Consider the following 13,865-nt stretch of genomic DNA (forward strand, 5'->3'; position numbering starts at 1 on the left):
TTGACGTACCGAGGGTCGATAGCCCACACGTCCGCATATCGGAGGTGAACGTCCTGTTACCGGTATGTAATGTCCCCTCAATCACTCCGTGTCCCCGTGGGTCGAGGCGCCCCCGCTAATGTCCTCGACGGTCGATGCCGACTCAACCGACCGGCATGTGAGCAAGGGGATTCACTGGATGTCACGAAACAAGCGTGTCGTCGCCGCAGCCGCCGTGGCCTTCCTGGCCATCGGCGCCTCCGCGTGCGGTGGCAAAAAGGATAATTCGTCCGGCAGTGGCGACAGCAGCGGTGGCGGCAGCAGCAGCAAGGGCGCCGTGATCGTCGGGACCACCGACTCGGTGTCCTCGCTGGACCCCGCGGGAGCGTACGACTACGGCTCCTGGGAGATCATCGACAGCGTCTACCAGAAGGTGATGCACTTCCCGACCGGCGCCACCACGGCGGTCCCGGACGCGGCCAAGAGCTGCGACTTCACCGACCCCAAGACCTACTCCTGCGAGCTGCAGCCGGGTCTGACGTTCTCCAACGGCGACGCGCTGACGGCGACGTCGGTGAAGTTCACCTTCGACCGGATGCTCAAGATCGCCGCCCCCAACGGCCCTTCGAGCCTGCTGGCCAACCTGGACAGCACCACGATCACCGGTGCCGACAAGGTGGTCTTCCACCTCAAGAACCCCGACTCGACCTTCCCCTCGGTGCTCGCCACCGACGCCGGCGCGATCGTCGACGAGAAGGTCTTCCCGGCCGACAAGCTGCTCGACGGCTCGAAGATCGTCGGCTCCGGCCCGTACACGCTGGACAAGTACACGGCCAAGCAGCAGGCCTCGCTCAAGGCGAGCAAGTCGTACAAGGGCACCAACAAGCTGAACAACAGCCAGGTCGTGCTGCAGTACTTCTCCGAGGCGTCCGCCCTGAAGCAGGCCGTCAAGGACGGCACCGTCACCGCGGCGTTCCGCAGCCTGTCGCCCACCGACACCCAGGACCTGAAGAAGACCTCCGGCATCCAGGTTCTCGAAGGCACCGGCACCGAGAAGCGCTACATGGTCTTCGACGCCAAGGTGAAGCCGTCCGACCAGAAGGCCGTCAGGCAGGCCGTCGCCCAGGTGATCGACCGGGCCGGCATCGCCAAGGAGGCCTACGACGACACCGTGGCCCCGCTCTACTCGATGGTCGGCAACGGCATCGAGGGCCACACCGACGCCTTCAAGGACAAGTACGGCGCCCCCGACACCGCCAAGGCCAAGGCGCTGCTCACCGCCGCCGGCATCACCACCCCGGTGCAAATCGCATACGCCTGGACGCCGAGCCACTACGGTGCCGCGTCCGCCGACGAGGCGACCACGATCAAGCGGCAGCTGGAGGCCACCGGCCTGTTCAAGGTCACCCTCAGCTCGACCGAGTGGCAGCAGTACCAGAAGGACGAGAAGTCCGACACGTACGCCTCGTACATGATCGGCTGGTACCCGGACCTGCCGGACCCCGACAACGACGTGGCGCCGTTCCTGACCAAGGAGCCCTTCCTGGGCACCGGCTACGTCAACCCGCAGATCCTTACCCTGCTCAGCAAGGAGCAGGGCACGGATGACAAGACCGTGCGCGACCAGGCCTTCGCCGACATCCAGAAGATCGTGGCCGAGGACGTCCCGATCATCCCGCTGTGGCAGGGCAAGCAGACCGTCGTCATCCGCGACGGTGTGACCGGCGCCGACAAGGCGCTCGACCCGACGATGTTCCGGTTCTACGAGCTCGGCAGCAAGTGACCGTCGGCCGGCCCGCGGGGGAGTGACCCCCGCGGGCCGGCCGCGGCACGCGGCACCTCCCCGCGCATCCCGTCGTCCACGGTCCGGGCCGTACCGGACAGCCATCGGAAAGTCACCGCATGAGCAACACGAGCAAGCAGTCGGGCTCGCTGCGGCGCTACATCCTCACCCGGATCGCGCTCGCCGTGCCCATGGTCCTGATCCTGCTGATCCTGGTCTTCGTCATGATGCGGGTGGCACCGGGAGACCCGATCTCGGCGTCGCAGGGCGGGAAGCTGAACGCGACGGAACTCGCCGCGAGACGGCATGCGGCGGGCTTCGACGCACCGCTCTACCAGCAGTTCTGGGACTACCTGAAGTCAGTGGTCACGCTGAACTTCGGCACCACCTTCTCGGATCGCCGCAGCGTGCGCGAGATCATCATCGAGAACGGCGGCGCCACCTTGACCCTCACCGCGGGCGCCCTGGTCTTCGCCGCGGTCATCGGCATCCCGGTCGGCCTGCTGGCCGGCCGCTACCGTGACCGCCCGGTCGACGTGGTCAGCAGGCTGGCCAGCACCATCAGTTACGCCGCCCCGGTCTTCGTCACCGCACCGCTGCTCATGCTCGCCTTCGGCTCCACCTCGGGCCAGGCCTCACCGCTGATCCAGCTGAACGTGCCGACCCAGACCCACATCCTGATCGTGGACGCGATGCTCGACGGCGACTGGGACGCGGTCACCGACATCCTCCAGCACCTGCTGCTGCCGTCCACCGCGCTCGGCCTGCTGGTGGTCGGGGTCTTCATCCGGATGATCCGGATCAACCTCATCCAGTCGCTGCAGGGCGACTACATCGAGGCGGCCCGCGCCCGCGGCGTCAAGGAACGCCATGTCGTCGCCCGGCACGGCTTCCGCAACGCCCTGGTGCCGGTGATCACGGTGCTCGGCCTGCAGGTCGCCATGCTGCTCGGCGGCGCGGTGCTCACCGAGAAGATCTTCAACTGGCCTGGCATCGGACGCCAGTTGATCGACTACATCAACCAGCGCGACTACGTCGCCGTCCAGGGCATCGTCACCGTCTTCGCCCTGGTCGTCGTCGTGATCAGCCTGCTGATCGACTTCGTCAACGCGCTGATCGACCCGAGGGTGCGCTACTGATGGCCACGACGACTCTCCCCACCGGCCCGATCGAGCCCACCGACGCCGCCCCGTCCGGCGCGGGCACCCGCTTCGGCGGCCTGCGCAGGATCACCGCCGCGATCCGCGAGGCCCGCGGCGTACCGAGGTTCATGCTGTGGACCGGCGCCGTCATCTCGCTGCTGTTCGTGATCACCGCGGTCTTCGCACCGCTCATCGCGCCCTACAGCTTCGACACCTACAAGTCCGGCGGCAAGTCCTTCCCCAAGCAGGGCTCGCCGGACGGCGACCACTGGTTCGGCACCACCGTGCAGAGCCTGGACGTGCTCTCCCGCACCATCTACGGCGCCCGTACGGCGCTTGAGGTGATGGTGCTCGCGGTGATCTTCTCGCTGATCCTCGGAGTGCTGCTCGGCCTGGTGTCCGGCTACTTCGGCGGCTGGCTCGACCGCATCCTGGTGCTGGTGATGGACGCGCTGTTCGCGTTCCCCTACCTGCTGCTGGCCATCGTGGCCGGGTTCGTCTTCTCCGGCATCTCCGGCGGCGGCGTGGTCACCGCGGCGCTGTCCATCACGGTGGTCTACATCCCGCAGTACTTCCGGGTGGTCCGGGCCTCCGCGCTGTCCGCCAGGGAGGCCACCTTCGTGGAGGCCGCCCGCGCGATGGGCGCCAAACCGTCGGTGGTGATCCGCAAGTACCTCTTCGGCAACGTCATCCAGTCCGTGCCGGTGATCACCACGATGAACGCCGCCGACGCCATCGGCACCCTGGCCGGCCTGGGCTTCCTCGGCCTGGGCATCCAGCCCACCCAGGCCGCCGAATGGGGCTACGACCTGGACCGCGCGATCGACGACGTCAACGCCGGCATGTGGTGGACCTGCCTCTACCCCGGCGTCGCCATGGTCATCGCCATCCTCGGCTTCACGCTGCTCGGCGAGGGACTCAACGACGTGCTCAACCCGACCATGCGGCGCCGCCGGATCCGCAAGGTGCTGCTTCCCGAGTACACCCGGCGCCGTACCGTCACCGCTCCCGCGGTTCCCGAAGGCGAGGCCGTCAAGTGACCGAACCCGTCCTGTCCGTCCGCGACCTGCGCGTCTGGTACGGCACCGACCGCGGCCCGGTACGAGCCGTGGACGGCGTCAGCTTCGACGTACGGCCCGGCGAGACCCTCGGCCTGGTCGGCGAGTCCGGCTGCGGCAAGTCCACCCTCGGCCGCGGAGTGCTCGGCCTGACCCCGCCGGCGGCGGCCGTCGACGGCGAGGTCGTGCTGCGCAGCCCCCGCGGCGCCGGGCGCAACCTGGTGGGGCTGCCGCCCCGGGAGATCCAGCGGCTGCGCGGCCCCGACCTCGGGCTGATCTTCCAGGAGCCGATGACCCGGCTCAACCCGCTGATGCGGATTTCACAGCACTTCGAGGAGGCGCTGCGCGCCCACCACAAGGGCCTGCCCAAGCGGGAGGTCAAGTCCCGCGCGCTGGCCGCGCTGCGCGGCATGGGCATCCCGGAGAGCCGCTACGACAGCTACCCGCACGAGTTCTCCGGCGGTATGCGGCAGCGCATCATGATCGCGCTCGCACTGGTGCTGCGGCCGGCGTTCATCGTCGCCGACGAGCCCACCACCGCCCTCGACGTGCTGGTCGAGGCGCAGATCATCAAGATCCTCGCCGACCTGCGGAAGAACTTCGACACCTCGCTGGTGCTGATCACCCACAACCTCGGTATCGTCGCCGAGGCGTGCGACCGGGTCGCGGTGATGTACGCCGGTCATATCGTGGAACAGGGCGACGCCCGCGAGGTGTTCGCCAACCCGCAGCACCCGTACACCAAGGAGCTGCTCCGCTCGACCATCTCGCTGGCCACCACCGGGCTGCACTTCATCCCGGGCAGCCCGCCGGACCTGGTGGAACCCCCGCAGGGCTGCCGCTTCCACCCGCGGTGCCCGGTCGCCATGCGCGGCTGCGCCACGGTGGAGCCGCCCGAGGTGACCCTGCCGAGCGGGGTGGTCAGCGCCTGCTGGCAGCAGGCGATCGAGGCGGACCCCGCCCTGGTGGACGAGCTGGGACCCGACGGGCGCGAACCGCTCGCCGCTGTGAAGGAGATCAGCGTTGCTGACGAAGCCTGACATCGAACCGTCCGGCGAAGGAGCCGACGCCCAGGTCGGCGAGCCACTGGTCGAGGCCACCGGCCTCGAAGTGCACTTCGGCCTGCGCGGCGGCCTGCTCGGCCGCTTCTCCGGCCGGGCGGGCGGCGCGGTCCGTGCCGTCGACGGTATCGACCTGACCCTGCGCAAGGGCGAAGTCCTCGGCCTGGTCGGCGAGTCCGGCTCCGGCAAGACCACGCTGGGCCGCACCCTGATCGGCCTGACCCGGGCCACCGCCGGCACCGTCCGCTTCCACGGCGAGGACATCACCGAACTCGGCGAGCGCCGGCTGCGGCCGCTGCGCCGCAAGCTCCAGATGGTCTTCCAGGACCCGCACGCCTCGCTCAACCCGGCGATGGACATCCGCACCGCCGTCGGCCACCCGCTGCGCATCCACAACCTGGTCGCGGACGAGCAGGAGTACGAGGCCAAGGTCGTCGACGCGCTGGAGCGGGTCGGCCTGACCCCGCCGGAGCGCTACCTGGGCAAGTTCCCCGGGGACCTGTCCGGCGGCCAGAAGCAGCGTGCCGTGCTGGCCAGGGCGATCATCGCGGAACCCGAACTGCTGGTCGCCGACGAGCCGATCTCGATGCTGGACATGAGCGTCCGGGCCAAGATCCTCCAGCTGATGCTGGATCTGAAGCGTGATCTCGATCTCACCTACGTCTACGTCACCCACGACCTGGCGAGCGCGAAGTTCTTCTGCGACACCATCGCGATCATGTACCTGGGCCGGATCGTGGAGTACGGCCCCACCGCCCAGGTCTTCGCCGACCCGCAACACCCGTACACCGAGGCGCTGCTGGCCGCGATCCCGGAGCCGGACCCGGAGCGGGCACTGCCCCGCGAGCTGCCGCGCGGCGAGATCCCGGACGCCGCAAGGCCGCCGATGGGCTGCGCCTTCCACCCGCGCTGCCCGGTCGCCGTCGCCGAGTGCGGCTGGGAGGCCCGCGATCTGCGCACGCTGCTGGAGAACCGCTGGCTCGCGCTGGCCCCAGAGGCCTCAGCGCGGGAGAAATCGCTCTTCGCGGACGTCGAGTCGCTGGGCGCGGACAGCCAGAGCACGGTCGCAATCGCACCCGGCCGAGGCCGCTCTCCCGAAGATGTGTTGGAATACCTCCGGCATCTGCGCGAGGAGGCATCCGAAGCCGAACCGCGTGAACCGTTCTGGCGCGGCGTGGTCACGATGCACGCCGAAAGCGGCCGGGCCGTGGTGGAGTTCGCGCCGCCACGCGATCCGCGCCTCAGCCTGATCCCGGCCACCGGCGTGCAGGTGGCCTGCCATCTGCGTGAGCCTGTCACGAGCACCACTGGTACATGAGCAGGAACAAGAGGAGAACGACGACGATGAACCGCAAGCTTCTGGTGCTGCCCGCCCTCCTGGGCGTGATGACACCCCTGCTCACCGGGTGCGGCGGTTCCGGCGGGGGGAGCGGTGGCGGCAAAGCCATCGTCGTCGGCACCACCGACAGTATCGAGCTGACCAAGGACAACCCGGCGCCGCTCGACCCCGCGACCTCGTACGACAGCGCCACCTGGAACATCTTCTTCAACACCTTCCAGATGCTGCTGACCTACCAGCGCGGCAGCACCACGCCGACCCCCGACGCGGCCAAGGACTGCCACTACACCGACACCAGCGTGCTGACGTACCAGTGCACGATGCGGGCCGACCAGCAGTTCTCCAACGGCGACCCGCTGACCGCCCAGGACGTGAAGTTCTCCATCGACCGGATGCAGAAGATCAACTGGGCGGCCGGTCCCGCCTCGCTGATATCCGGCGTCAAGTCGGTGGACGCGCCGGACGACAGCACGGTGGTCTTCCACCTCAAGGCGCCCGACGCGACGTTCCCCGCCAAGCTCGCCACCCCGGCAGCGGCGATCGTCGACCACAAGGTCTACGACGCCGACAAGCCCTACACCGGCTGGCGGCTGGTGGGTTCCGGCCCGTACACGCTGGACTCCTTCACGCAGGCCAAGCAGGGCCAGTTCTCCAAGAACGCGCACTACACCGGCACTCTGAAGATCAACAACAACGGCATCGAGCTGAAGCTGTTCTCGGACCCCCACAAGATGGAGTCCGCGCTGCGCTCCGGCGCCATCGACGTCATGGCGCGCACCCTGAGCCCGGACCAGATCGGCACCCTGCTCAGCAGCACCGACCCCAACGTCAAGCTCACCGAGTCCCCCGGCGGCGAGGCGCGCTTCCTGTTCCTCAACACCGACGCGCCGGCGCTCAAGAACGTCGCGGTGCGCCAGGCGATGGCCCAGATCATCGACCGGCAGGCCATCACCCGCGACGTCTACAAGCGCACCGCCGACCCGCTGTACTCGGTGATCCCGCAGGGCATCACGACCCACACCAACTCGTTCTACAACAAGTACAAGGATCCCTCGCTCCCGGCGGCCAAGGTGCTCCTGGAGCAGGCCGGCATCACCGGCAAGGTCCCGCTGACCATCAACTTCCGCCGCGACACCGGCGGCACGATGAACCAGGCCGAGGCCCAGGAGATCGCCCGGCAGCTCAACGCGAGCGGGCTGTTCGACGTCAAGACCAAGGACGAGCAGTGGAACACCTTCCTCAAGAAGGCGTCCCAGCGTGAGTACGACGTCTTCGCGCTGAGCTGGCTGCCCGACTTCCCGGACCCGGACAACTACATCGCACCGTTCTTCGACAAGGCCAACTTCCTCAACCTGGCCTACAACAACAAGGCGATCCAGAACCAGCTGCTGCCGGCCACCCGCAAGCAGGCCGACCGCAGCTCCACCACCACGGACTTCACCAAGGCACAGAACCTGATCGCCAACGACGTGCCGATGCTCCCGCTGTGGCAGCACAAGCAGTACATCGCCGCCCGCGCCGACATCACCGGCGTGGAGTGGGCGCTGAACGCCTCCACCACCACGCAGTTCTGGGAGCTCGGCCGCGGCAAGGGCTGACGGCGGCGGCGGCCGGGCCGGCGGGGCCCGGCGGGTGGACGAGGGGAACACGTCGAGGATGTTGCGCAAGCTGTTCGCGGTACCGGCCGTCATCGGCCTCGCCGCCCCGCTGCTGCTGGCCGGATGCGACTCCGGCAGCGGCAGCGGCGGGGACGGCGGCGGGGCCCTGGTGGTCGGCACCACGGACACCGTCACGGCCTCGGCGGGCAACCCGGCGCCGCTGGATCCGGCGGCCGGCTACGACACCGGCAGCTGGACCCTGATCGGCAACACCTACCAGACCCTGGTCAGGCTGCCCCGCACCGGCACCGAGCCGCAGCCCGACGCGGCCCGCACGTGCGGCTTCACCGACACCCTCGGCGAGCAGTACCGCTGCACCCTGCGCGGCGGCCTGACCTTCTCCGACGGCAGGCCGCTGACCGCGCACGACGTGAAGTTCTCGGTCGACCGGATGCTGGCGATCCACGACCCGGGCGGGCCCGCGGCGCTGCTCTCCGACATCGACAAGGTCGAGACCCCCGACGACAGCACGGTGGTCTTCCACCTCAAGGACCCCGACGCGACCTTCCCGCTCAAACTCACCACCCCGGCCGCCGCCATCGTCGACAGCAGGGAGTACGCCTCCGGCAAGCTGCACCCGGGCTACCGGGTGACCGGCTCGGGGCCGTACACCCTGAAGTCGCTGGTGCCCGGCGACCGGGCGGTGCTGGTGCGCAACCCCCGCTACAAGGGCTCGGCCACGCTCCACAACAGCCGGGTGGAACTGCGCTTCTTCAGCTCGTCGGCGGCCATGGAGAAGGCGCTGAAGGCCGGCACCATCGATGTGATGTCCCGCACCATGACGCCGGACCAGATCAGCCGCTACACCCAGGGCGCCGACCCGCAGGTGAAGCTGACCGAGGCCGCCGGGACCCAGACCAACTTCCTGGTCTTCGACCCCGCGGACCCGGTCGCGGGACAGCAGGCCGTACGCCGGGCCGCCGCCGCGCTGGTCGACCGGCAGGCGCTCACCAGGGACGTCTACCGGCGCACCACGGACCCGCTGTACTCGATCGTGCCGCAGGGCATCACCGGCCATACCAACGCCTTCTACGACCCCGCCCTGCCCGACCTCCAGCGGGCCAGGCAACTGCTCACCTCGGCCCGGCTGACCACTCCGGTAGCGCTGACCCTCAGCTACAGCACCACCCACTACGGCGAGGCCACCGCGGCGGAGTTCGCCGCGCTCAAGCGGCAGCTGGAGAACGGCGGGCTCTTCCGCGTCGCCCTCCAGGGCGTACCCGACTGGAACACCTACCGGGCCGGCTACCAGGCGCACCGCTACCAGGTCTACGGCCTCGGCTGGTACCCGGACTTCCCCGACCCCGACAACTACCTGGCGCCCCTCTTCGGCCCCGGCGGCTCGCTCGGCCCGGCCGCCACCACCCCGGCGCTGCAGCAGCTCATCGCCGGCAGCAGGCAGCAGCCCAAGCGGGCGGACGCGGCCGCCGACCTGGAGCAGGCGCAGCGGCTCGTCGCCGACGGCGCCACGGTGCTGCCGCTGTGGCAGGGCAAGCAGTACCTGGCTGCCCGGGACGCCATCGGCGGCACCGAATGGGCGATGAACGCCTCGTCCGTCACGCAGTTCTGGGAGCTGGGCCGCGGCCAGAGCGACTGACCGCCCGCGGCGCACGCGGTCCCGGGCGGCCGCCGGGCCTGTCAGTTCGCGCCGGGGCGCACCAGACCGCTCTCGTACGCGTAGACCGCCGCCTGCACCCGGTCGCGCAGGCCCAGCTTGGTCAGCACATGCCCGACGTGCGTCTTGACGGTGGTCTCCGACACGAACAGCTCAGCGGCGATCTCCGCGTTCGACAGGCCGCGGGCCACCAGCCTGAGCACCTCGACCTCCCGCTCGGTCAGGGTGTGCAGCGGCTGCGGCACCGACTCGTCGCCGGACGGCAGCCGGCCCGCGTACTTGTCGAGCAGCCGGCGGGTGATGCTGGGCGCCAGCATCGCCTCGCCCGCGGCCACCACCCGGATCGCCTGCACCAGCTCGGCCGCCGGGGCGTCCTTGAGCAGGAAGCCGCTCGCGCCGGCCCGCAGCGCCTCGATCACATACTCGTCGAGGTCGAAGGTGGTCAGCACCAGCACCTTCGCCGGCCCGGAACGGTCGGGGCCGGTGATCTGCCGGGTCGCCTCCACTCCGTCCATCCGGGGCATCCTGATGTCCATCAGCACCACGTCGGGCTGCAGCGCCCGCACCTGGTCCAGCGCCTGCTGGCCGTCCCCGGCCTCACCGACCACCGCCAGGTCGGTCTCGGCCTCCAGGATCATCCGGAAACCGGTACGCAGCAGGGGCTGATCGTCCACCAGCAGGACGCGGATCGCCACGGGAACTCCTCCGTCTTCGCTAGACCGGGTCATTCTCGCCCACCCGGGGCGGACCCACGGTCACAGCCGCCAGCGGATAGGGCGGCGGAGTCCCGCCGAACTCCGGGCAGAACGCCTGATGATCGCACCAGCCGCACAGCGGGGTGCGGCGCGGCCGCCAGTCACCGCTCTCGGTCGCCGCCCTGATCGCCTCCCACAGGGCCAGCAGCTTGCGCTCGGTACGCAGCAGGTCCGCCGGCGCCGGGTCGTAGGTCAGCACGTCCCCGCTGCCCAGATACACCAGCTGCAGCCGCCGCGGGACCACCCCGCGCAGCCGCCACAGCACCAGGGCGTAGAACGACATCTGGAACATCGGCTCGTCGGCGTACTCCGGGCGGGGGGCCTTGCCCGTCTTGTAGTCCACCACCCGCAGATCGCCAGTGGCCGGCGCGACGTCCAGCCGGTCGACGTAGCCGCGCAGCGTCAGCCCCGAGTCCAGCACCGTCTCGACGTACAGCTCGCGCTCGGCGGGTTCGAGCCGGGTCGGGTCCTCCAGGGTGAACCAGCGGTCCACCAGGGCGCGGGCGCTGTCCAGCCACGCCGCAAGGGCCGCCGGGTCCGCCACGTCGAACAGCGACGACAGCTCGGGCCTGGCGGCCAGCAGCCGCTCCCACTCGGCGGGCACCAGCTCCCTGGCCCGGTCCGCGGTGCGGTCGGCCGCGGGGGCGTCGAAGAGCCGTTCGAGCACCGCGTGCACCACGGTGCCCCGGGTGGCCGCCTGCGTCGGCTTCTCCGGCAGCCGGTCGATCACCCGCAGCCGGTACAGCAGCGGGCAGCGCATGAAGTCGGCCGCGCGCGACGGCGACAGCGACGTCGGCGGTCGCGGCGGAATGCTCTCGGTGCTGGTCCCCATGGGGGACGACCCTACGGCCTGCCACCGACAAGCCGGTGCCCGCCGGGCGTAACGGCGCAATAGCATGGCTGCGAGGCCTCGCTGCGCGCGATCGGTACGAGGTCCGGATCCGAGCGAGGGGAAGCATTGAGCGAGAGCGGTGGGCCGCCGTCCCGGAAGAGCGACGCCCCTGGCCAGGACGGCGACACCGGCAAGTCCCCGCGGGGGCCCGGCGGCGGAATCCTGATGGGCCGTTTCTTCGGCGTGCCCATCTACGTCGCGCCCAGCTGGTTCCTGGTCGCGGCCCTGATCACCTGGGTCTTCGGCGACCAGCTCGACACCGTGCTGCCGGGGCTCGGCGGCGTCCGCTACCTGGTCTCGCTGTTCTTCGCGGTGGCCTTCTACGGCTCCGTGCTGATCCACGAGCTGGCGCACACGGTGGCCGCGCTGCGGTTCAAGCTGCCCGTGCGGCGGATCCAGCTGCAGTTCTTCGGCGGCGTCTCGGAGATCGAGAAGGAGTCCGAGACCCCCGGCAGGGAGTTCGTGCTGGCCTTCGTCGGGCCGCTGCTGTCGCTGGTGCTGGCCGGGATCTTCTTCGGCGGGATGCAGCTGGTCGACTCCGGCACGGTGCCCGGCGTGCTGCTCGCCGGGCTGATGGTCAGCAACTTGATCGTTGCGATCTTCAATTTCCTGCCCGGCCTGCCGCTGGACGGCGGCCGGATGCTGCGGGCGGTGGTCTGGAAGATCAGCGGCAAGCCGATGACCGGCACGGTGGCCGCGGCCTGGGTGGGCCGCGGGCTGGCGCTCGCGGTGCTCGTCGGGCTGCCGATGCTGTCCTACGCCCGCAGCGGCGAGGACGGCAGCAGCGGCTTCGACTCGCTCACCGACGCGCTGCTCGCCGCGATCCTGGCCGCCATCATCTGGACCGGCGCCGGCAACAGCCTGCGGATGGCCAGGCTGCGCGAGCGGCTGCCCGATCTGCGGGCCCGCACCCTGACCCGCAGAGCGGTCCCGGTCGCCTCCGACACCCCCCTGTCCGAGGCGCTGCGCCGGGCCAACGAGGCCGGCGCCAGGGCCCTGGTGGTGGTCGACGGCCGCGGCGACCCGACGGCGCTGGTACGCGAGTCCGCGATCGTCACGATCCCCGAGCACCGCCGCCCCTGGGTCGCGGTCAGCGGCCTCGCCCAGGACCTCACGCCGGGCATGCGGGTCTCCGCGGAACTCGCCGGCGAGGCCCTGCTCGACACCCTGAGGGCCACCCCGTCCACGGAGTACCTGGTGGTGGAGCCGAGCGGCGAGATCTTCGGCGTCCTGGCGACCGCCGACGTCGAGAAGGCCTTCCTGGCGGCGATGTCCCGGGTGCCTGCTTGATTCTTTTTGCGGCTCGGTTCGCCTCCGGGGCGCTCAAGGCGGCGTCGACGGTCGATCGTGCTCGGTTCCTCGTTCCTCGGAACCTCCGCGCGTTCTCCCTTTCGACACCACCCGCGCCCCTTCGGCTCACTCGCCGAAAACGCTCACCCTCCGCGGCGTCCTCGGGTACGGGCCGAGCGGGGGCAGGTCGGGGCGGTCAGGGGGTGGGGGGAAAGGCCGATAAGGTGATGCTCATGTCCGAACCGACCGGTGCCGCCCGCCGACGCGGGCCCTTCAGAGTCGGGGACCAGGTCCAGCTCACCGACCCCAAGGGACGCCACTACACCTTCACGCTCGAAGCCGGGAAGCAGTTCCACACCCACAAGGGTGCCTTCCCGCACGACGAGCTGATCGGTGCTCCCGAGGGCAGCGTGGTCCGTACCACGGGAAACGTCGCCTATCTCGCGCTGCGCCCGCTGCTCCCCGACTACGTCCTGTCCATGCCCCGCGGGGCCGCCGTGGTCTACCCCAAGGACGCGGGGCAGATCCTGGCGATGGCCGACATCTTCGCCGGCGCCCGCGTGGTGGAGGCCGGCGTCGGCTCCGGGTCGCTGAGCAGCTTCCTGCTGCGGGCGATCGGCGACCACGGGATGCTGCACAGCTACGAGCGCCGGGCGGACTTCGCCGAGATCGCCACCCAGAACGTGGAGCGCTACTTCGGCGGCCCGCACCCGGCCTGGCAGCTCACCGTCGGCGACCTCCAGGACCACCTGTCCGACACCGACGTGGACCGGGTGATCCTGGACATGCTGGCCCCCTGGGAGTGCCTGGAGCCGGTCTCCAAGGCCCTGGTGCCCGGCGGCATCCTGTGCGCCTACGTGGCCACCACCACGCAGCTGGCCCGTACCGTCGAGGCGATCAGGGAGCACGGCTCGTTCAACGAGCCGGCCGCCTGGGAGACCATGGTCCGCACCTGGCACGTCGAGGGCCTGGCGGTCCGGCCCGATCACCGGATGATCGGCCACACCGGCTTCCTGCTGACCGCCCGCCGGCTCGCCGACGGGGTGGAGCCGCCGCTGCGCCGCCGCCGTCCGGCGAAGGGCGCCTACGGCGAGGACTACACCGGCCCGGGCAGCGGCAGCGGCGGGTCCGCCGCCGAGCGCTAGGTCCCTACCGGGCAGTTTCGGCCAACTTCGGCACGCCGTCGCCGGTTTGTCCCTTCCTGGCAGAGCGGCGGCGGCTTTCCGCGGCCCGGACGCGTACCTCATATGCCGTAAAAACACCGGGACGGCGTTTCACGCGGGTCACCGCCGC

The 13,865-nt window shown here is 70.2% G+C and carries 11 protein-coding genes; 9 read left to right on the top strand and 2 right to left on the bottom strand.

The window, feature by feature from the left end:
• Positions 1-178: 178 nt before the first annotated feature.
• From OG702_RS29280 to OG702_RS29310, 7 genes are all read left to right on the top strand, one after another.
• Positions 179-1,762 (top strand): ABC transporter substrate-binding protein, encoded by a 1,584-nt coding sequence (locus OG702_RS29280; protein ID WP_327291941.1) that lies wholly within the window; start codon positions 179-181, stop codon positions 1,760-1,762.
• Positions 1,763-1,881: 119 nt separating this feature from the next.
• A complete protein-coding gene (locus OG702_RS29285; protein WP_327291942.1) occupies positions 1,882-2,901 on the top strand; it encodes an ABC transporter permease in 1,020 nt (339 codons plus the stop codon).
• On the top strand, positions 2,901-3,944 hold the full coding sequence (locus OG702_RS29290) for an ABC transporter permease (RefSeq protein WP_327291943.1): 1,044 nt from the start codon (positions 2,901-2,903) through the stop codon (positions 3,942-3,944). Before OG702_RS29285 ends, OG702_RS29290 begins: the two co-directional genes overlap by 1 nt.
• Positions 3,941-5,002, top strand: coding sequence for an ABC transporter ATP-binding protein (locus OG702_RS29295; RefSeq protein ID WP_327291944.1), 1,062 nt, complete (start codon positions 3,941-3,943; stop codon positions 5,000-5,002). The genes OG702_RS29290 and OG702_RS29295 overlap by 4 nt, the downstream gene beginning before the upstream one ends.
• Entirely contained in the window at positions 4,986-6,341 is a 1,356-nt protein-coding gene (locus OG702_RS29300; protein ID WP_327291945.1) for an ABC transporter ATP-binding protein, read from the top strand. The genes OG702_RS29295 and OG702_RS29300 overlap by 17 nt, the downstream gene beginning before the upstream one ends.
• Before the next feature lie 26 nt (positions 6,342-6,367).
• Positions 6,368-7,960 (top strand): ABC transporter substrate-binding protein, encoded by a 1,593-nt coding sequence (locus OG702_RS29305; protein ID WP_327291946.1) that lies wholly within the window; start codon positions 6,368-6,370, stop codon positions 7,958-7,960.
• Between the two features lie 58 nt (positions 7,961-8,018).
• On the top strand, positions 8,019-9,617 hold the full coding sequence (locus OG702_RS29310) for an ABC transporter substrate-binding protein (RefSeq protein ID WP_327291947.1): 1,599 nt from the start codon (positions 8,019-8,021) through the stop codon (positions 9,615-9,617).
• Positions 9,618-9,658: 41 nt separating this feature from the next.
• Here OG702_RS29310 and OG702_RS29315 read toward each other — a convergent pair whose 3' ends face one another.
• Positions 9,659-10,330 (bottom strand): response regulator transcription factor, encoded by a 672-nt coding sequence (locus OG702_RS29315; RefSeq protein ID WP_327291948.1) that lies wholly within the window; start codon positions 10,328-10,330, stop codon positions 9,659-9,661.
• Between the two features lie 19 nt (positions 10,331-10,349).
• Positions 10,350-11,222: a RecB family exonuclease gene (locus OG702_RS29320; protein ID WP_327291949.1), complete on the bottom strand. Its 873-nt coding sequence runs from the start codon at positions 11,220-11,222 to the stop codon at positions 10,350-10,352.
• A gap of 126 nt (positions 11,223-11,348) precedes the next feature.
• Here OG702_RS29320 and OG702_RS29325 point away from each other — a divergent pair, with 126 nt between their 5' ends.
• Positions 11,349-12,572: a site-2 protease family protein gene (locus tag OG702_RS29325; protein WP_327291950.1), complete on the top strand. Its 1,224-nt coding sequence runs from the start codon at positions 11,349-11,351 to the stop codon at positions 12,570-12,572.
• A 233-nt stretch (positions 12,573-12,805) separates the two neighbouring features.
• The gene (locus tag OG702_RS29330) at positions 12,806-13,717 is read left to right on the top strand and encodes a tRNA (adenine-N1)-methyltransferase (RefSeq protein ID WP_327291951.1); all 912 of its coding nucleotides are present in this window, start codon (positions 12,806-12,808) and stop codon (positions 13,715-13,717) included.
• Positions 13,718-13,865: the final 148 nt, after the last annotated feature.

The sequence above is a fragment of the Streptomyces sp. NBC_01198 genome (assembly GCF_036010485.1).
Taxonomy (GTDB): Bacteria; Actinomycetota; Actinomycetes; order Streptomycetales; family Streptomycetaceae; genus Actinacidiphila.